General features: G+C 58.8%; 14 protein-coding genes. 6 read left to right on the forward strand and 8 right to left on the reverse strand.

All coding sequences use genetic code 11. From position 1 onward, the window contains the following. The first annotated feature begins 592 nt into the window (after positions 1 to 592). The 5 genes from ppk1 to DW870_RS07290 all read left to right on the forward strand — a co-directional run bounded on the left by ppk1 (position 593) and on the right by DW870_RS07290 (position 6,923). A complete protein-coding gene (gene ppk1 / locus DW870_RS07270; RefSeq protein WP_233504633.1) occupies positions 593 to 3,166 on the forward strand; it encodes a polyphosphate kinase 1 in 2,574 nt (857 codons plus the stop codon). Between the two features lie 98 nt (positions 3,167 to 3,264). Beyond that, entirely contained in the window at positions 3,265 to 4,593 is a 1,329-nt protein-coding gene (gene rlmD, locus DW870_RS07275; RefSeq protein WP_117770114.1) for a 23S rRNA (uracil(1939)-C(5))-methyltransferase RlmD, read from the forward strand. Positions 4,594 to 4,699: 106 nt separating this feature from the next. After that, the gene (locus DW870_RS07280) at positions 4,700 to 5,242 is read left to right on the forward strand and encodes a DJ-1 family glyoxalase III (protein WP_055287259.1); all 543 of its coding nucleotides are present in this window, start codon (positions 4,700 to 4,702) and stop codon (positions 5,240 to 5,242) included. Beyond that, a complete protein-coding gene (locus DW870_RS07285) occupies positions 5,239 to 5,820 on the forward strand; it encodes a nucleoside triphosphate pyrophosphatase (RefSeq protein WP_117770115.1) in 582 nt (193 codons plus the stop codon). The genes DW870_RS07280 and DW870_RS07285 overlap by 4 nt, the downstream gene beginning before the upstream one ends. Positions 5,821 to 5,921: 101 nt before the next feature. Then, positions 5,922 to 6,923, forward strand: a complete 1,002-nt coding sequence (locus tag DW870_RS07290) for a P1 family peptidase (protein WP_117770116.1) — start codon at positions 5,922 to 5,924, stop codon at positions 6,921 to 6,923. Positions 6,924 to 7,299: 376 nt separating this feature from the next. Here DW870_RS07290 and DW870_RS07295 read toward each other — a convergent pair whose 3' ends face one another. Both DW870_RS07295 and glf read right to left on the reverse strand, forming a co-directional pair. Beyond that, positions 7,300 to 8,331: a glycosyltransferase family 2 protein gene (locus DW870_RS07295; protein WP_006234294.1), complete on the reverse strand. Its 1,032-nt coding sequence runs from the start codon at positions 8,329 to 8,331 to the stop codon at positions 7,300 to 7,302. Beyond that, a complete protein-coding gene (gene glf, locus DW870_RS07300; protein WP_117770117.1) occupies positions 8,324 to 9,526 on the reverse strand; it encodes a UDP-galactopyranose mutase in 1,203 nt (400 codons plus the stop codon). Before glf ends, DW870_RS07295 begins: the two co-directional genes overlap by 8 nt. Before the next feature lie 231 nt (positions 9,527 to 9,757). On the opposite strand from glf, the gene pta reads away from it, so the two are divergent. Then, entirely contained in the window at positions 9,758 to 10,738 is a 981-nt protein-coding gene (gene pta, locus DW870_RS07305) for a phosphate acetyltransferase (RefSeq protein WP_006234296.1), read from the forward strand. A 550-nt stretch (positions 10,739 to 11,288) separates the two neighbouring features. Here pta and DW870_RS07310 read toward each other — a convergent pair. The 6 genes from DW870_RS07310 to xseB form a co-directional block, all read right to left on the reverse strand. Then, entirely contained in the window at positions 11,289 to 12,467 is a 1,179-nt protein-coding gene (locus DW870_RS07310; RefSeq protein ID WP_117770118.1) for an acetate/propionate family kinase, read from the reverse strand. Between the two features lie 164 nt (positions 12,468 to 12,631). Next, complete coding sequence (locus DW870_RS07315) at positions 12,632 to 13,810, reverse strand: acetate/propionate family kinase (RefSeq protein WP_117770119.1); 1,179 nt, start codon at positions 13,808 to 13,810, stop codon at positions 12,632 to 12,634. 120 nt (positions 13,811 to 13,930) lie between these two features. After that, positions 13,931 to 15,091, reverse strand: a complete 1,161-nt coding sequence (locus tag DW870_RS07320; protein ID WP_117770120.1) for an MFS transporter — start codon at positions 15,089 to 15,091, stop codon at positions 13,931 to 13,933. A 119-nt stretch (positions 15,092 to 15,210) separates the two neighbouring features. Then, complete coding sequence (locus DW870_RS07325; RefSeq protein WP_117877285.1) at positions 15,211 to 16,101, reverse strand: LysR family transcriptional regulator; 891 nt, start codon at positions 16,099 to 16,101, stop codon at positions 15,211 to 15,213. A 41-nt stretch (positions 16,102 to 16,142) separates the two neighbouring features. Continuing rightward, positions 16,143 to 16,478 carry a histidine triad nucleotide-binding protein gene (locus DW870_RS07330; RefSeq protein ID WP_035137921.1) on the reverse strand — a complete coding sequence of 112 codons (336 nt, stop codon included), beginning with the start codon at positions 16,476 to 16,478 and terminating at the stop codon, positions 16,143 to 16,145. Between the two features lie 49 nt (positions 16,479 to 16,527). After that, positions 16,528 to 16,794: an exodeoxyribonuclease VII small subunit gene (gene xseB / locus DW870_RS07335; RefSeq protein WP_006234311.1), complete on the reverse strand. Its 267-nt coding sequence runs from the start codon at positions 16,792 to 16,794 to the stop codon at positions 16,528 to 16,530. Between the last annotated feature and the right edge of the window lie 7 nt (positions 16,795 to 16,801).

The following is a 16,801-nucleotide window of genomic DNA, read 5'->3' on the forward strand; positions in this document are numbered from 1 at the left end:
CCGATCTCGGAAGGCACGTGCAGACCTTTCGTCATGGCCTCCTACCTTTCTTTCGGGCCTTACTGGCCGAATGTATCAGCGCCCCTCTGTATGGGACGCTGCTTGCTGACAGCTCTAGTTATATCCAAAAACCACCTGCAATTCCACCTCGCCCCCGAACGGTCAGCAAAGTGCGATGAACGGTATATCGCATATGATTCTCCCATGATGCACTTCGGTTCTCTAAAGCAGGTTTTCAAAGGTAAATGTTCTTTTTTCTAAGGAATTAAGCTAGCTTGCACAAATATTTTCATGTTTAGGAATTGCATAGCTAAAACGGTTTTCTGCATATATATGTCGTTTGTCCATGATTCAATTTGGATTCGATTATATTCAGCTCGCAATCATTCTTATTCATACATCCTCACCAGTTGAGTATGGATATAGATTGTTTCCAAACGAGTTGGACAGTTAGTTGCATGCCTTGTCAGCGTAAGAAGTAGGTAAAGATACCGTTCGCACAATACGTCCGTGCCACAAGTCGACTAAATTGAGACAATAGTGAATAGGGTTAGGCTACCGTCCCCTGCGGGGACTGAACGGACAGATGCATATGCCGAGCAAAATCGAAAAAAAGCAAGCCGCCGCAAAGCTGCGCAAACCGCCTCGCGACTTCTCGTACACGCAGAACCGAGAGCTCAGCTGGCTACGCTTTGACAACCGTGTGCTTGACGAAGCCTTCGATGAGACCGTTCCGCTGTTCGAGCGTCTAAAGTTCGTGTCGATTTTCGAGTCTAACCTCGACGAGTTTCTCATGGTGCGCGTGGGCGGCCTGTCCGATCTGGCAGAGCTCAAAAAGCAACCTGTCGACAACAAGAGCAATATGACCGCCTCCGAACAGGTCGATGCTGTCATGGCCGAAATGCCCGGGCTCCTTACCCGTTGGGAGTCCATCTTTAAGAGCATCGAGGGCAAGCTCGACACCTTGGGCGTTCACCGCGCCCGCATCGATTCGCTTACGCCCGAGGAGCGCACCTTTGTAACCCGCTACTTCCAGGCCTACGTGTCGCCGGTCATCTCGCCGCTGGTCATCGATCCTCGCCACCCCTTCCCCAACCTACGCAATGGCGCGCTCTATCTGGCCTGTGGTCTGGACGGCGCCACCGACGAGGAGAGCCTGCTGGGCCTTATCGAGATTCCCGCCTCGATGAACCGCGTGGTCGAGATCCCCTCGCCCACCGGCACCTACTCCTACATCTTGCTCGAGGACGTCATCCTCGCCTGCCTGGACAGCTGCTTTGGCTCCTATAAGCCGCTGGATCGTGCGCTGATCCGCGTCACCCGCAACGCCGACATCGATCCGGACGGCGAGGGCGTCGAAGAGGAAGAGGACTACCGCCAGCACATGAAGCGCATCCTCAAGAAGCGCCTGCGTCTGCAGCCGGTAGTGCTCGCGGTCTCGGGGTCGCTCGAGAAGGCAACGCTCAAGACCATCCGCAAGGCGCTCGAGCTTTCGCGCCGCTCTGTCTTTACCTGCGATATCCCGCTCGACCTGGGCTACGTCTTTGGCATTGAGGGCAAGATTCCCGAGCACCTGCGCAACGAGCTGCTCTTTACGCCGTTTAGGCCGCAGCCCAATCCCACCATCGACATGACCCGCTCCATCCGCGAGCAGGTGCTGCAGCACGACAAGCTGCTCTTTTATCCCTACGAGGCCATGAACCCCTTCCTGGATCTGGTGCACGAGGCCGCCTACGACCCCGAGTGCATCTCGCTGCGCATCACGCTCTACCGCGTGGCCAAGCAGAGCCGCCTGTGCGAGTCGCTGATCGATGCTGCCGAGAACGGCAAAGAGGTCACGGTGCTCATGGAACTTCGTGCCCGCTTTGACGAGCAGAACAACATCGAGTGGGCCGAGCGCCTGGAAGAGGCCGGCTGCACCGTCATCTATGGTTCCGAGGGCTTTAAATGCCACTCAAAGATCTGCCAGCTCACCTATCGCGAGGGCATGGCGCTAACGCGCCTCACGCTTTTGGGCACCGGCAACTTTAACGAGAAGACGGCCAAACTCTACAGCGACTTTATGCTCATGACAGCCCATCCCGGCATCGGCGAGGACGCCAACCTGTTCTTCCGCAATCTGTCGCTGGGCAACCTGCGCGGCGACTACCGCTTCCTGGGTGTGGCGCCCGTCGGACTGAAACCGCTCATCATGCGCGGGCTTGACCGCGAGATCCAGCGCGCCCTTGCCGGCGAGCCCGCCCGCGTGTTCTTTAAGCTCAACTCGCTGACCGACCGCGAGGTTATCGACAAGATCGCCGAGGCATCGTGTGCCGGCGTGCGCGTAGACATGATCATCCGCGGCATCTCGTGCCTCAAGCCCGGTGTTCCGGGCAAGACCGAGAACGTGCATGTCCGCTCCATCGTCGGACGCTTTTTGGAGCACGCGCGCGTCTATGCTTTCGGCGTGGACTCGGACATGATTTACCTGAGCTCGGCAGACATGATGACGCGCAACACCGAGCACCGCGTGGAGATTGCCTTCCCCGTGCTCGACCCCACCTGCCGCGCCCTAGTGCACGAGTACATGGGCATGCAGCTGCGCGACAACGTGAAGGCCCGCAGCCTCACGAGCGACGGCACCTGGGTCCCCGTGGAGCGTGCAGAGGGTGAGAAACCCTTCAACTCGCAGGAAGCCCTGCTGGAGCGTGCCTATCGCAACGCCGAGGCCGCCGCGCAGCAGCGCGCACAGGAGAAGGAACGTGTGGCCGAGGAGGCCATTCAGGCCGATGTTGAACACGGGGCAGCTGCCAAACCGGAAGCGGTTGCAGCTCCCCCGGTGAATGAGCCCGAGGCTGCCGCAGAGCCCGCCGTGGAGAAAGCGCCCGAGCCCGCTACTGCGACTCCGGAGCCCGCCGCCGAGGCAAAGCCCGCCCCTGCTCCTGAGCCGCAGCCGGCCACACCCAAGGTCCAAGAGGTCCAGGCGACCGTCATTGAGCCCGAGCCTGCACCTGCACCTCAGCCCGATCCGCAGGTCATCAAGCCCGCACCCGAGACGAGCGCCCGTCGCGATAAGCCCGCCGGCAAGACCAAGGCCATCGAGCGCCATCGCCCCGGCCGCGTGCGCATGGGCCTGGGTCTGATCGGCCTGGGTCTTAAGACGCTCATTACCGGCAAGACGAAATAGTCGTTTGTAGAAGCAGTTTGTAGAAGCGCCCCGCATTTGAGGAAAGCCTCGGATGCGGGGCGCTTTTCCCTGCTACCATGGTGCGAACAACAACGCGAATGACAGGCAGGAATATGAAGCTCACTATAGAATCGATGACCTACGGCGCCGACGGGCTGGCGCACGCCGACAACGGCAAGGCCGTCTTTGTGCAGGGCGCCGTGGCAGGCGACACCGTCGAGGCCGAGGTCGTACAGGACGGCAAGTCGTTCATGCGTGCCCGCACCACCGAGATTCTGGAGCCAAGCCCCGATCGCATTCAGTCTCCCTGCCCCTTCGTGGGCATCTGCGGCGGCTGCTCGTGGGGCAATCTCTCACGCACGGCACAGCTCGCCGCCAAGGAGCAAAATCTGCGCTCCACGCTCGAGCGTATCGGCAAGTTCAGCCCCGATCAAGTCGATGAACTGGTGCAACCCATCCGCCACACCAAGGATGATTGGGGCTACCGCAATAAAATCGAACTCGAGCCGACCGTTGTAAACGGCCGCGTGCGTCTTGGCATGCACGGTGTCGATCCTCGCAAGATCGTGACCGTCGATTCGTGCCCGTTGTTCGACAAACGCTTCCCCAAGGCACTCAAATCGGTCGTCGGCGCGCTCAATTATCTGAGCGGCAGCCACGACCTGGGCCTTGAGCGCGTGGGCATTCGCGCCTCGCGTCGCACCAAGGCACTCGAGGTGGCGCTCTGGACGCCTACGGGCTCTTTCCCGCGCTCGCAAGTCTCGCGCGTGTTGGCAGACGCCGCGCACCCCACAAGTGTCGTACGCGTGATGAGCAAGGGCGAAAAGAAGGCCCGCCGTGTTTCCAAGGTCGAAATGCTCGCCGGAGAGGGCTCATGGACCGAGAATATCGCCGAGGGTCAGATGCGCTTGTCTGCCCCGTCTTTTTTCCAGGTCAACACCAAGGGTGCCGAGATTTTGATCGAGCTTGTCATGGAAACGCTCGATCCGCAGGAAGACGAGCTTGCCGTGGACCTGTACTGCGGTGCCGGCACCTTTACCCTGCCGCTCGCCCGCCGCTGCGACTTTGTCGCCGCCGTCGAGGCCTACGGCCCCGCCGTGCGCGACCTGCGCCGTAACCTGGAGATCAACAAGCTTGATAACGTCGACGTCATTGGCGGAGACGCGGTGCGCGAGTTCCCCGACCAGGATGCCGACGTCTTGGTGGTCGACCCGCCGCGCGCAGGCCTCGCCCCCGAAGCGATCGACCTTATCGCCAGCACGAGTGCCCACGATGTCGCCTACGTGAGCTGCGACCCGGCCACCCTGGCGCGCGATCTCAAACGCTTTGTCGAAGAAGGCACCTTCTCCCCCGTAAAGATCACGCCAGTCGACCTGTTCCCACAAACCTTCCACTGCGAGACCGTCGTCCACCTTAGGCGCAACTAGCCACTTAATCATTGCTCAGAAAAATCATTGGGAAATCGAGCGTGGCAAGCGGAGGTCTTCGGGGTATAAGACGGCTAATTGTATGCCGCCTATGAAAGGAACCCTCATGCCCAGCGTTGCCGTTCTCGCCGCCGATGGCTTTGAAACTATTGAATGCTTGACCATGGTCGATGTCATGCGTCGCGGCGGCGTGCGTGCCACGCTCGTCTCGATTATGCCCACGCGTGAGGTCGTAAGCTCGCTGCAGATCCCCGTGACCTGCGATGCGCTCTTTGATGAGATCAACTTTGACGAGTACGACTGCGTCGTGCTGCCCGGCGGCCTGCCCGGTGCCACCAACCTGCGCGCCGATCAGCGTGTCTGCGACGTGGTCTGCGAGTTCGCCGCGACCAAGCACGTCGCCGCCATCTGCGCCGCCCCGTTTATCCTGGGCGAGCTCGACCTACTCGAGGGGCGCCACGCCACGTGCTTCCCTGGCTTTGAGAAAAGCTTCCCCGAAGGCGCCTATACTGGCGAGAAGGTCACGCAAGACGGCAACATCATCACTGCCAGCGGCATGGCACAGTCACTCCCCTTTGCATTGGAGCTGCTGCGCACGCTCGCCGGCGACAAGGCCGTCGAGAAGGTCGCCGAGGGCATCCAACTATGATTTTGGCTTCCCAATCGCCGCGCCGCATAGAGCTGATGCGCGAGGCAGGCTACAACATTCGCGTGATTCCCGCGGATATCGACGAAACGCCCTTTGATGGCGAGCCCCCGCTCACGCTTGTCGAGCGCTTGGCACGCGCCAAGGCGGCTGCCGTTGCTGCCGAGTATGCCGAGCCCAATGAGTTGACCGTCGCGGCCGACACCATCGTCACCTTCGACGGCAAGATTTTGGGCAAGCCGGCAACCGAGGACGAGGCGCGCACCATGCTCCGTGAGCTTTCGGGCCGCACGCACCAGGTCGCAACCGGCGTCTGCATCGTTAAGGCAGGCGATACGGCCGCCCCGCATGCCGCCGAGAGCCTGTCGTTTGTCGATGTGACCGACGTGACGTTCTACGAGCTCACCGACGAGCAGATCGAGCACTACGTTGCCTCGGGTGAGCCCATGGATAAGGCAGGCGCCTACGGCATCCAGGGCACAGGCGGCCGCATGCTCGTGCACGATATTTCGGGCGACTTCTATAACGTAGTGGGCCTACCCATCGCCCGCGTCGCGCGCGCGATTCAAAAACTCTCGTAATTGCATCTGGCGCTGGGTATTCCCCAGCGCCTACAATTTTGGCGTACCGTACGGATCCCGACCGGGCACAAGGCGCGGCGGAAAACCGATAGGAGTTAAACATGGATACACTGCTCGAGGCCATTGACGTCTGCGATGTCGATGGCTTTTGCTATGGCAACTATACGGACGAGGAGGCCGGCACCGGTTGCACCGTAATCGTGGCACCCGAGGGCGCCACCGGCGGCGTTGACGTACGCGGTGGCGCTCCCGCTTCGCGCGAGACCGACCTGCTACGACCCGAGAACACCGTCGACAAGGTCCACGCCGTCTGCCTTTCGGGCGGATCGGCCTTTGGCCTCGAAGCTGCAAGCGGCGTCGCTCGCGAGCTTGAGAGCCGCGGCATCGGCCTTCCCGTCGGCCCCACGCAGGTGCCTATCGTGTGCTCCAGCTGTATCTTCGACCTTGCCTTTGGTAACCCCACCGTGCGCCCCGACATTGAGGCCGGCATCGCCGCCGTGCGCGAAGCACTCGACCACACCCCCACCAAGCTCGAACAGGGCAACGTAGGCGCCGGCACGGGCGCTACCGTGGGTAAGCTCATGGGGCCTGCCACCTGCATGAAGGCCGGCCTTGGAGCTGCCGCCGTGGCACTCGGCCCCATCAAGGTGGGCGCCGTGGTCTCGGTCAACGCCTGCGGCAACGTTGTCGACCCCTTCACCGGCGAGTGGGTCTCCGGCATGCGCGCCGCAGCCGATAGCGACCAGATCGTCGACATGGAACTCGCAGCCTTTGCCGCCGCCGGATCCATGCAGATGCCGCTCGACCGCACCAACACCACCATCAGCTGCATCGTCACCAACGTGGAACTCACTAAGGCACAAGCCACCAAGGTCTCCCAGATGGCCGCAGACGCCTACGCACACGCCATCCGCCCCACACACACCACCAACGACGGCGACACCATCTACACCCTCGCCAGCGGCAAACTGGGCGCCCAGGCAAGCGCCGCCGTTCCCCTAGACCTGCTGGGCATGCTCGCAGTAAGGGCCCTGGAAACTGCCATCGCAAACGGAGCCAAAACCGCCAAAACCTCCCACGGAATCCCAGGTGCTGCGAAGTAATCTCACTCGACCGTCGGTCGGAGGCGGGCGGGCATTACGTTTGCTGCTCTACAGTCCTATGCAAGACGAAGGCCACATTAAGTGGCCTTCTTTGCATGCGGAACTCGCGACAAACGTAATGCCCGCCCGCCTCCGACCGACTACCAACTAATATTTTTTCAGCCCAGGCCCCTGTGTACCGCGCGTCGAAGATCTTCAAATTCAAATAACCTGACAATCGATTCTTATAGCAGAGGCCCCTTGGCCTTTAGTTTGATACAAGTTCCGCACGAGCCGGAAAGCACTTAATGTGCTTTCCGTGCGAGCAGGACTGTTCGCAGTAGCAAACTAAAGGCCAAGGGGCCCAGTCAACCTATCAGCAGCGATTACTCGGCAGCTAGTTGAATTTGAAGATCTTTGAGGCAAGACGGTATAGGCCGAGTGTGGTTTTGTCTCCGGCCCGTCCGCGCAGATTGGTGAAGAACCCGACCACGCCGTAGCGGGCACGACGATACATGCGCTCGTCGTAGGCCTTCAAATCATTCCACAGCGTCTTTAGGCGCTCGTCGGCGCAATCTTCCTCGGAAAGCTTGGTGAGCACCGAGCAGATCGCCATCATCATGGTGAAATAGCCCATCATGTACGAGCGCAGACGCGACGACTCAACATCGCTGTACAGGTGGTACGACTCCATCATGATGCGCGTCACACGGAACTGCTGGTCCAGACGCTTGACCATCGTGGCCTCGTTGACACTCTGGCCCTCGCGACCGATAAAGTAGCGATAGAGGTCGATGTCGGCGTAGTACATGGTCTTGCAACGCGGCAGCGGCACGTAGGCGTAGATGTTGTCCACATAGAACGTGTGCGGCGGCATGGGAAGGTTGGACTCGCGCAGCACATCCGTGCGATAGCACAGGCTGTGCATGAGTAGGTTCTGGTCCAGGCGGAAATGACCGATCTGATCCCAGGAAAAGATCTTTTTGCGCGGCAGGGCAAATTTGTAGCCAATAGCGGTATGCGTGCCCTCGTAAACCTTCTCGTACACGTAGTTCGAGATAAACAGGTCAACGCGCTGATCGCGCTCTTCAAAGCCACGCAGAATCGACAGCATGGTCGAAAGAGCCGCAGCGTCGAGCCAGTCATCCGAGTCGACAACCTTGTAGTAGGTGCCCTGTGCCTCGCGCAGACCCGAAAGGACGGCAATACCGTGGCCACCGTTCTCCTGGTGTACCGCGCGAATGATACCGGGATAACGTGCCTCCCACTCATCGGCCTTATCGGCCGTCTCGTCCTTGGAGCCGTCGTCCACCACGATAATCTCGATATCGGTGGCGTAATTGCTCCCCTCCAAGATGGAGGTGATGCAATGGTCCATGTCCTTGGCGGCGTTATACGAGGGAATACCGAATGTTATGACTTTATGCATGGCAGGCGATAATCTCATCCGAAAGATCGAGGGCGGAATTGGTCACGGCGTCCATATCGTAGTAACGATACTCGGCCAGACGACCCACCGGGTGGAAGTTCGTCAGGTTCTGGACGCGCTCAAGATAGCGCTCATAGAGCTCACGGTTCTCGGGCTCAAGAATGGCGTAGTACGGCGTCTCGCCCGAGCCGGGCGTATAGGCCTTGGAGTACTCCTTCATGATGGTGGTCTTGCCGGGCAGGATCTGACCGGTCATGTTCTTGAACTCGGTAATGCGCGTGTAGTCCTCGCTCGTGGTGTAGTTGACGGTGCCCACGGGCTGGAACTGGTCCATATCGAGCGTCTCGAACTTCATGTCGAGCGTACGGTACGGCAGAGCGCCCAGGTCGAGGTTGAACAGCTCGTCAAGCGGACCGGTGTAGACGATCTCGCCGCCATAGACCTTACCGTCGATCTTGACGGTGGTCTCGTCGATCTCGAAGAGGTCGCGGGCGTCCACGTCGCAGAACACATCAATCAGATCGTGGTCGAGCATGCGCTCGAACAGCGCGGTATAGCCGTCCTGCGGCATGCCCTGGAAGGGAGCCTGCGGGAAGTAGCGGTCATCGTCGCCCACAAAGACGGGAACGCGGCCGGTGATCGAGGGATCGATCTGGTCGGGCGTCTGACCCCACTGCTTCATGGTGTAATGCAAAAAGACGTTCTCGTAGACGTAATCGGCGACCTCGGCAAGATCCGGGTCGTTCTTCTTGCGCAGCTCCATGATGGGCACCTTGACGTCCTTGCCAAAGGTCTCCACGAGCTTCTGATACAGCTCCTCGCCGCGCTCATCGCCAAAGGCAAGCTTGAGGCTCGCGTGGTTAAAGGGCACAGGCATAAGGGTGCCGTTGATGTTGGCGAGCACCTTGTGCTGGTAGTCCGTCCACTTGGTAAAGCGCGACAGGAAATTGTGGACGCGCTCATTAAAGGTATGGTAGATGTGCGGACCATACTCGTGGACCAGGATTCCGGCCTCATCAGCGCAGTCGTAGGCGTTACCCGCAATGTGGCTACGGCGTTCCAGAACGGCAACGCGATAGCCGATAGTCTCGGCGAGACGACGGGCGCAAACGGCACCGGCATATCCAGCACCGACGACAATCATGTCGTATACGCCGGCGTTAAAGCCTTCAGGCAGGCCTGAGGTAATCTGCATCGATACTCCTTGTCAAAAGCCACGGGCTCGTTAGCTGGGCTTTTCTCGAACATTCTTCGAGACATATTTATCAGAGCGATTATAGCGCTAATGCGTCCTATAATGAGCTTGCCACACAAGGAAAGCTCAAGCACCGCGGCGTACATAATTGAAAGGTAAACCCGCTAGCAGCGGGTTTATTCGTGAACAGCCGGGCGCCTGGAGCTTAGCGAAACGCTTGTAAGGAGTAACATGAGCGATTTCCTAAACCGTATGAAGTCTGCCGCCAAGGCCGACCTTAAGACAATCGTCCTGCCCGAGGGCGAGGATCCGCGCACCATCGTCGCGGCCACCAAGATCATCGAGGAGGGCCTGGCAAAGATCGTCATCCTGGGCAACCCCGACGAGATCAACGTTCCCGGCGCTACCGTCATCGACCCGCGTAATGCCGAGAAGCACGAGGAGTACGCGCAGAAGTTTGCCGAGCTCCGCGCCAAGAAGGGCGTTACCATCGAGCAGGCTCGCGCCCAGGTGATGGATGCCACCTACTTTGGCACCATGATGGTCAAGATGGGCGACGCCGACGGCCTGGTCTCCGGCGCCTGCCACTCCACCGCCGACACCCTGCGCCCTGCGCTTCAGATCCTCAAGACCGCCCCGGGCACCAAGCTGGTCTCGGCCTTCTTCGTGATGTGCACCGACACCCCGCAGTTCGGCACCGACGGCACGCTGATCTTCGCCGACTGCGGCCTCAACATCAACCCGTCCTCCGACGAGCTCTCTGAGATCGCCATCGCCTCCGCTCACTCCTGGTCCACCTTCATGGGCAACGTTGAGCCGCACGTGGCCATGCTCTCCTACTCCACCATGGGCTCCGCCGGCGGCGAGGTCGCCAAGAAGGTCCAAGAGGCCGTGAAGTTCTGCAAGGAGAAGGCTCCCGAGCTCGCCATCGATGGCGACCTGCAGCTCGACGCCGCCATCGTTCCCACCGTCGCCCAGCTCAAGGCTCCTGGTTCCTCCGTTGCCGGTAAGGCCAACGTGCTCGTGTTCCCCGACCTCGAGGCCGGCAACATCGGCTACAAGCTGGTCCAGCGCTTCGCCGGCGCCGACGCCTACGGCCCCATCCTGCAGGGCATCGCCAAGCCGGTTAACGACCTTTCGCGCGGCTGCTCTGCCGACGACATCGTGGGTGTCGTGGCCATCACCGCCGTCCAGGCCCAGATGGCTGAGTAGCGGACATATCCCCTCGGGACCCTACAGGGTAAAGCTCTGAAAACGTCCTCGGACATGCATGAAACCCCCGCTGCGCACTTCGTGCGGCGGGGGTTTCATGCGTCCTGCGGAATATTTTCAGAGCTTTACCCTGTAGGGTCCCTGCCGCCACGTAGCAATCAGAGAATCCGGGGTGGACGGCGGCTTGGCTACGAGCTGGAGCTGAAAATCTGAATGGATGGGTGCCGTTGCTGGGAGCGCAGGCGTTGCTGATGATGATCACTTTGGAGATTGAAAGGCCGGTGGGCTTCGGCGGTTGTTGTGCCGGAAACTACATCCCAGTTTGGAGGCAGATTGTGGGATGTGGCTTCCGCTTGGGGCCTGTTTGGGAAACTTTGGGACGGAATTTTGCTTTATTGTGGGTCGCACTTTCCGCAACGTGCCTCAACCGGAAAGCGTGTCCCAGTATTTGCGCTCGAAATGGGATGGGGTTTCCGCCGTCCACCTGCTAGTAAAAAGGCCTCCGGAGCTGTTGCTCTGGAGGCCTTTCGTTTACTTGCAAATGCGCGCGTTAGTTGTTCTTGGTCAGGCGCTCGACGTCGTGGGCGATCATGTATTCCTCGTCGGTGGGGATGACCATAACCGTGACGGAAGAGCCGGCGGCGCTGATGACCTGTGGGCCGTTGCCCACGGCCTCGCGGTTCTTGTTGTTGTCGATGCGCACGCCCAACCACTCAAAGCAGTCGCAGAAGGCCTTGCGGATCGACCAGTCGTTCTCGCCGATGCCGGCGGTAAAGGTAATGGTGTCCACGCCCGCCATGGAAGCGATCATGGAACCGGCCTGCTGCATGGCCTTATAGGCGAACATATCGAAGGCAAGCAGGCAGCGCTCATCGCCCTCGGAGGCGCGCGTGCGGATGTCGCGGGCGTCGTTGGAGATACCCGAAATGGCAAGCAGGCCGGACTGCTTGTTCATCATGTCGTCGACTTCCCGGTAGCTGTAACCGCCCTCGCGCTGCAGGTAGCATACGGTAGCCGGGTCAATGGAACCGCAGCGGGTACCCATCATCAGACCGTCAAGCGGCGTGAGGCCCATCGTGGTGTCGCGGCACACGCCGTCCTCGATAGCAGCAAGCGAAGCACCGTTACCCAAATGGCACGAAAGCAGACGGTGGCAGCGCGAACCCAGGATCTCCTTGGCCATCATCCACTCATAGCGGTGGCTCGTGCCGTGGGCGCCGTACTTGCGCACGTGGTACTTGTCGCACACGTCCTTGGGCAGCGCGTAGGTATAGGCGACCTCGGGCATGGTCATGTGGAACGAGGTGTCGAAGACCGCCACGTTGGGCAGCTCCGGATACTTCTCACGGCAATACTCAATCGCCGCGGCCTCGCCGTAGTTGTGCAGCGGAGCAAGCGGTGCCACCTCGAGAATCTTGGCCATGACCTCGTCGTCGACGACCGCGGAATCATCGAAGTGCCAGCCGCCCTGAACGATGCGATGCCCAATGCCATCAATCGTAAAGTCGGTCTTCTCGAGCTCCTCGAGCACACGAGCGATAGCAGAGCGATGATCGGGGAAAGGGACCTCCTCGGTCTGCTTGGCGCCACCGTTCTCGGAGTGGCCAAAGATGCCCATGTCCGAACCGATACGTTCGCAGTTGCCCTTGGCGAAAACCTCGCGGGTAACGGTATCCAAAAGCTGATATTTAAGGCTTGAGCTGCCGGCGTTGACAACAAGTACGTTCATGAGACTCCTTTGCAGTGCAATACGGTCGACGCAGACCCCTTAAGGCGGCCGCATTTTAATAAGAAGTTATCACAACTTGATAAATAGCTATCAAGCATATCGCCCAACGAGCACAAAAGAGGGGCCGAACGGCGCTCGGTCGTCCAGCCCCTCCCCTCTTGCAATTACTTGCCGTTGACGATGCGCTCGACGTCAGAAGCGATCATGAACTCCTCGTCCGTGGGAATGACGAAGATCTTGACCTTGGAATCCTTGGCAGACAGGCACCAAGCGCCGTCGCCACGCAGGGCGTTACGGGCATGGTCCATCTTGACGCCCATAAAGGCCAGACGGTCGGCAACGCCGGCGCGAACGGCCGGAGCGTGCTCACCGATGCCGGCGGTGAAGACCAGCGTGTCCATGCCGCACATGGAAGTGGCCATCTCGGCAGCCTTGGCGGCAATCTTGTAGACGAACATATCGAAGGCGAGCTGAGCCTCAGGGTCACCAGCAGCGGCGAGCTCCTCGACATTGCGGCAGTCGTTGGTCTTGCCGCCGGTCACAGCCAAAAGGCCGGACTTCTTGTTCATCATCTCGTCGACCTCGTCGAAGGTGTAGCCGCCCTCGCGCTGCAGGTAGCACACGGTAGCCGGGTCGATGGAGCCGCAGCGGGTGCCCATCATGACGCCGTCGAGCGGGGTGAGGCCCATGGTGGTGTCCATGCACTTGCCGTCCTCGATGGCGCACAGGGAGGCACCGGAGCCGATGTGGCACACGACGACCTTGCGGGCCTCGCCGTTGGTCATCTCGGCGACCTTCTTGGAGATGTAGCGGTAGCTGGTGCCGTGGGCGCCGTACTTACGGATGTGCAGCTTGTCGCAAACATCCTTGGGAAGGGCGTAAGTCTTGGCGACCTCGGGCATGTTGAAGTGGAAAGCGGTGTCGTAGACCGTAACGTTGGGCAGGTCGGGATACTGCTCCAGGCAGTACTCGATAACGTTGGCCTCGGGGTTGTTGTGCAGCGGCGCTAGCGGGGCGACCTCGCGAATCTTGGCGAGAACGTCCTCGTCGACGAGGGAGGAATCGCCAAAGTACCAACCGCCCTGAACGATGCGGTGACCGATGCCCTCGATCTTGACGCCGTTGGCCTCGAGGTCCTTCAGGACAGCCTCGATGGCGACCTTGTGGTCGGGGAACTCGATGTTCTCGGTCACCTTCTTGGAGCCGTTGGCAGCATGGGTGAAGGTACCGCCGGTAAAGCAGACGCGCTCGCAGGAGCCCTTTGCGGACACCTTGTGGGACTTGGTATCGATGACCTGATACTTAAGGGTCGAAGATCCTGCGTTGACGACCAGAACGTTCATGTGTCTCCCTACTAACAGGCGGTGTGGCGCCGCCAGGTTACATACACTTCAATAATAAACCCAAACGCCCTCGCGCTCGGGTTTATTGCGTTGATATATAAGTTATCGGTGCCTAAATACTCATGGCCTTTGACTTGTAAGACGAAATAGCGCGGGGATATACACCAGGGAAGAAATCCCGAGCGCAACAAGCAATACGACTCGAATGCCCGCAACGCTACTCAGCACAGAGTTGAGCAGATAGAAAAGAACGGCACCCACCGCCACCATCTGGCTTTGAACCGAAATCAGTGAACAGCGCATCGATGAGTCGGCAGCATTTTGGAAAACTGAGTATTTGATTGGGGCAAACAACGAGTACGCAACTGTCTGCAGCACATAGAACACGGGCAGCAAATTAGCCGGAGTAAGGGGGATCAAAAACAAAGCTGTCAAGACTAAGCGAATGATGCCGCAAATACGCGCAAAACGGCCCTTGTCGACATGAGCAATCACACTGGGCACAATAAGCCCCATGGAGGCCGAGGCAAGGAGCTGGACCGCAATGGTCACACCCGAAGCGACGGAATTCATTCCGCGGCCCGCAAGCAGCAGTGAGAAAAAGTCTTCCAGGGCGACAAAAGCAAATGCCTGAGAACAGTCCATGATGAACGCTGAACGAAGAATGCCATTACACGCAATAGCGGCACCGATCATCTTCGGGCTAATTCCACGCTCAGGTGCCCCCGCAGTGCCCCCTCTTCGCATCTCAGGAATGCAGACAACGACAACCAACGTCAACACCATTGCGATGATATCTGCCGAAAGACCAATGAGATATGCACCGACAGACGAAATGAAACCGCCCACGCAAGCGGAGATGGCATAAGAGGCATAGAAAACAAATCGCTCAACGACATTAAGTCTTACGAGCTGGTCCTGAGAGACGCTGTCAATGTAAATCGCTTCTATGGATCCGCTCAGACATGCAACGGCAAAACCTTTGAGAGCGAACGCACCGATTAAAAGCAGAGGGGAACGGACGAGAAGCAGGGCGGCGTAGTATCCAAGCATCCCCACGACGCCAACGAGACCGCTTGCCTTTCGTCCAAACCTATCAGCAATATAGCCAGTGGGAACTTCGAGGATGAACTTGCTCACTTGATATGCAATCATCATGCTAGAAATCGCCACTATCGAGAATCCGACGAATTCAAGGTAAACCGTCAGAAAATACAAAATAGTGCTGAAGTTCGACAGAAAAACGAACGTCATATAAAGCAAAACCGTACGGTTTTTCATGCTCCGCCCTCCAAGAGTCAGCAATCTAAATCGAAATCTTGGAAAAGCATGAGGGCAAAGCTGTCAGCTATGTGTTGCAGGGCGTCAACATTCACTTGACGACACGAGGCCAAATGGCCTCACGAAGCGAGATGACGCAATAGGTGAAGAAATACCGTCTGGTGTCGATCGGTCCAGGCATTTTGTCGATAGCAAAAGTAGATGGGCAAGGCTACGTCATGTGAGGCTTCAATGGAGCACTCGCTCACTTCCGATCCATCCGATGCGAGAGAAGAGCCAGAAAAACTCAATATCAATCCCCCGGCTTGAAGAAACTCAGCCTGCGCCCTGTTTCCGTATTCGACATCGCGAAAGCGGAAATTAACCAGCTGAGCTTCGGGACATTGATTGATTGCATTGAGACAGGGTGACAAATTAATGGGAACAGCGAGCCTGCCGCCCAGTAACTCACGAACGGTCATAGCACCCACAGATTGATGACCAGCTGGGCATGAAAGAACCCTGAGCTCCTTTTCACCCATATATTTTGAAGAAAGGACGCTGTCCCGTGGTTCCTCAAACGAGATAGCCGCGTCCGAAATGCCAAGTATAAGTGATTCAAAGCATGTAGCCGTTGGCTGATGCCACACATCGAGGTGAATCTGAGGGTGCGAGCTTTCAAACGAGTCATACCAGTTTTCGGCAAAAAGGCGCCCCCGCCCATGAAGGCAGGGGGCGTAAAGACGAAAGTGGCCGTCGGGCGAGACGCCGTCGTCCCTCGATTGAGCGTACTTTTTGAGATCGTCGACTTGTGCCAGGATCACGCGTGCACGACGCGCAAATTCTCTGCCCGCCGGAGACAAAACAGCCTCCCCCGCCGATCGGTTGAGCAAAACGATCTGATACTCAGATTCCAACTTTTTGATTGCCGACGAAACGGCCTGCGGACTCACATGAACGGAGCGAGCTGCTTTGCGCACGCCGCCATAGTTCGCTACCGCTTGAAGGTATTCGAGTTGAGAAAGCTGCATAGATTACTCCAAAGGCAGCCAAGTCGACGGCCTACGCGCCCTCAGATGAGGTTCTCACCCAAGTTCTTGCCGCCGAGGACGTGCATATGGAAATGCATGACGGTCTGACCGGCGTTGACGCCCTTGTTGGAGATGACGCGGAAACCGTCCTCCAAGCCCTTGGCCTTAGCGACCTCCTGGATGGCGTGAGCCATGGCGCCCATGGTCTCGGCAGGCACATTATCGGCGATATCGCTGTAGTGCTTCTTGGGAATCACGAGAGTGTGGACCGGCGCCTGGGGGTTGAGGTCGTCGAAGGCGATGACTTGATCGTCCTCGTAAACGACGGTCGAGGGGATCTCGTGGTTGGCAATTTTGCAGAAGATGCAATCACACATGGTTGGTTCCTTTCTCGCAGACCAAGGTAATTATATTTGGTCGGGGTGGTTAGAACGAGAGGTTGTCGTCCGTGTTGGCGGCCTCGCCGTCGGCGAGCACGTCGTTGCCGTCGACGTCCTTAAGGAGCACCGAGACCTTCTGCTCGGCATCGGACAAGCGAGTACGCAGGCTCTTGAGGAGCTCTACGCCGCGGGTATAGCTCTCGAGCGACTCCTCGAGCTCCATATCGCCCGACTCCAGGCTGCGGATGATGAGCTCCAACTCCTGCGAAGCCTGCTTGTACGTAAGCTGCTCGACCGGGGTTTTCTCTGCCATATCTGTT

It is taken from the genome of Collinsella sp. AM38-1BH (assembly GCF_003467545.1).
Lineage (GTDB): Bacteria > Actinomycetota > Coriobacteriia > Coriobacteriales > Coriobacteriaceae > Collinsella.

What these genes read in the sequence shown, in the direction of transcription:
- glf (WP_117770117.1), bottom strand. Translation starts at nt 9,526, where the DNA reads ATGCAGATTACCTCAGGCCTGCCTGAAGGCTTTAACGCCGGCGTATAC.
- DW870_RS07280 (WP_055287259.1), top strand. Translation starts at nt 4,700, where the DNA reads ATGCCCAGCGTTGCCGTTCTCGCCGCCGATGGCTTTGAAACTATTGAA.
- DW870_RS07320 (WP_117770120.1), bottom strand. Translation starts at nt 15,091, where the DNA reads ATGAAAAACCGTACGGTTTTGCTTTATATGACGTTCGTTTTTCTGTCG.
- DW870_RS07295 (WP_006234294.1), bottom strand. Translation starts at nt 8,331, where the DNA reads ATGCATAAAGTCATAACATTCGGTATTCCCTCGTATAACGCCGCCAAG.
- DW870_RS07325 (WP_117877285.1), bottom strand. Translation starts at nt 16,101, where the DNA reads ATGCAGCTTTCTCAACTCGAATACCTTCAAGCGGTAGCGAACTATGGC.
- pta (WP_006234296.1), top strand. Translation starts at nt 9,758, where the DNA reads ATGAGCGATTTCCTAAACCGTATGAAGTCTGCCGCCAAGGCCGACCTT.
- ppk1 (WP_233504633.1), top strand. Translation starts at nt 593, where the DNA reads ATGCCGAGCAAAATCGAAAAAAAGCAAGCCGCCGCAAAGCTGCGCAAA.
- DW870_RS07315 (WP_117770119.1), bottom strand. Translation starts at nt 13,810, where the DNA reads ATGAACGTTCTGGTCGTCAACGCAGGATCTTCGACCCTTAAGTATCAG.
- rlmD (WP_117770114.1), top strand. Translation starts at nt 3,265, where the DNA reads ATGACAGGCAGGAATATGAAGCTCACTATAGAATCGATGACCTACGGC.
- DW870_RS07290 (WP_117770116.1), top strand. Translation starts at nt 5,922, where the DNA reads ATGGATACACTGCTCGAGGCCATTGACGTCTGCGATGTCGATGGCTTT.
- DW870_RS07310 (WP_117770118.1), bottom strand. Translation starts at nt 12,467, where the DNA reads ATGAACGTACTTGTTGTCAACGCCGGCAGCTCAAGCCTTAAATATCAG.
- xseB (WP_006234311.1), bottom strand. Translation starts at nt 16,794, where the DNA reads ATGGCAGAGAAAACCCCGGTCGAGCAGCTTACGTACAAGCAGGCTTCG.
- DW870_RS07330 (WP_035137921.1), bottom strand. Translation starts at nt 16,478, where the DNA reads ATGTGTGATTGCATCTTCTGCAAAATTGCCAACCACGAGATCCCCTCG.
- DW870_RS07285 (WP_117770115.1), top strand. Translation starts at nt 5,239, where the DNA reads ATGATTTTGGCTTCCCAATCGCCGCGCCGCATAGAGCTGATGCGCGAG.